The 1908-nt window shown below is 36.5% G+C and carries 2 protein-coding genes; both read right to left on the bottom strand.

Features of this window, described 5'->3' with window-relative positions; genetic code table 11:
• The coding region (locus F6K13_RS31045; RefSeq protein WP_287289563.1) for a hypothetical protein at window positions 1-270 on the bottom strand (270 nt) is incomplete at its 3' end.
• A 29-nt stretch (window positions 271-299) separates the two neighbouring features.
• Window positions 300-773: a hypothetical protein gene (locus F6K13_RS31040; protein WP_124143852.1), complete on the bottom strand. Its 474-nt coding sequence runs from the start codon at window positions 771-773 to the stop codon at window positions 300-302.
• Window positions 774-1908 lie beyond the last annotated feature (1135 nt).

The following is a 1908-nucleotide window of genomic DNA, read 5'->3' as shown; positions in this document are numbered from 1 at the left end:
TTCGGATGATTCCAAACAATCGCTTCTTAGAGTATTAACAAAATCAAACCGATCTTCTATAAATGACTCTTTTAATTGAGACAAATTTTCTTCAGATAGGCGAGAAATAACTACCTCTGAATTTAAGTCATTTGAGAAGAAGTGATGAAAGACTTGAGCATTAATAACTTGAGCATTGATGGCTTGAACGTGTGAAGTGAAAAATAACCATAAACTTACTGTGAGTGGCACTATCCATGTTCCTGCAATAGTTCTCATCAGAAACCCCATAATTATTACATAAAAAATACAAACAGGTTCTAAGGTTTCAACACAAACTTTATCGGTCGAACCCTTTTATAGAGTACATAACCCATCTCATCTTTATCATATACATTCAGCTTACCAAATAGAGAATCTACTGTGCTAGAAAAAACTCTGGAATCAACTGACGAAATCTTAGATGAAACACTACTCAACTTTTCAATGCACGAACTAAAATCAACAAATTCTGGCTGACCTCCAGACAGCGCTAGCGTTGGTTCACCTCCCCCAGTCAAAGGTATATCTTGAAATTCACTGATATCGTAAACTTTCTTATCGCACAGTGTTTCCTCAGTATGTTCAGCTCCAGAATAGGGAGAAACATACTTAAATGTGAACTTAGCTCCTTCAATCCTACTCAAGGGAATAGGCTCTCCTAACCCTTGCTGATCCGACATCTCACGCAATGCTTCCTGTAAAGCTGTATCACTGAATATAAGTTGACCTGTTAGGAGGCCGTCTCGCTTCATATTCCCTTCTGTTTTAAATGACAGGGTTTTTGCAGATGCAGATGTAATATCCAGTGTCAGACACAATACTAAAGAAATGGCAATCGCAAGCAATCTCCTAAAGCATCGACTAAACATACTTTAAAAGTCTCCACAACTCATTATTTCAATTTCCTCAAGTGTTTCCTCGACAAAACTAGGTTTGACGAATTCAACGATCGTTCCCCTGCTGACAAAGATAGATTCTAAAGGTTAGGCTGAACCCATCAAACCAAATATTTACCGAAACTTCGGATATTAAGTTATCTTTCAGGAGGCACAAGTTACCAATCCCCGCGACGACGCCAGCTCGCTTGCGGAATGCTGACCAAGAGAGGGAATGCGCACCAAGAGAGGCAACAGGCAACAGGGGGAATAAATTGCCGTTTGCGCAGCATTCCGAAGGAATAATATAAAACTTTTAGCTATTTAACCCCTCCTGCAATTTGTAAATATACCAGCGCTCATTGCTATAAATTTGAATAAAAAGGGAGCAGGGAGTAGAAACATAGAGGAATGTCTGCTTCCTGATTACTATAATTTTAGAACAGTAATGTCAGCAGATTATTTTGGTATGTACGAATGCTGATTGGCGTTGGTTACAAGAAGTAGAAAATATCTCTTGGTATCCCACAATGAAATTATTCCGTCAATCTCAGTCAAGGGAGTAGCAAGAAGTAGTTGAAAAGGTACAAGCAGAGTTATGGAAAATTATGGAAAAAAAAATGATTATAAGTGTGAAGTAGAACTTTAAATTAAGTATTAATTTTAAGTTTTATAGCAATTCCTATACTGGTGAGGTACAAAATTTTAGGTTTGAGGGAACAGGGAATAAAAAGATAAAAAGATAACCGTATCTCACTAATTTGAGAAACGCTATATATTATGTCCGCTTAACTAATGAGAATAAAGTTCTAAAGTTCTGAGGTATTATACCAAAGTGTAGATATCCCTACCTTTTGAACGGCTATACCGACCTTGGCAATAACCAAAAACTTTAATTAATATTTTGTTATCAAGATTTACAGCTTATAGCTGAGTAAAACTGTGTACCAAAATATTACTTCTAAAAATCTCCTAAGTCCTGAGATGAAAATTTTTAGAAGTAATATTTTGG

Source organism: Okeania sp. SIO2B9, from assembly GCF_010672505.1.
Lineage (GTDB): Bacteria > Cyanobacteriota > Cyanobacteriia > Cyanobacteriales > Microcoleaceae > Okeania > Okeania hirsuta.
Note: the sequence above shows the minus strand (reverse complement) of the source record. Positions and strands in the feature narration are given on the sequence as shown.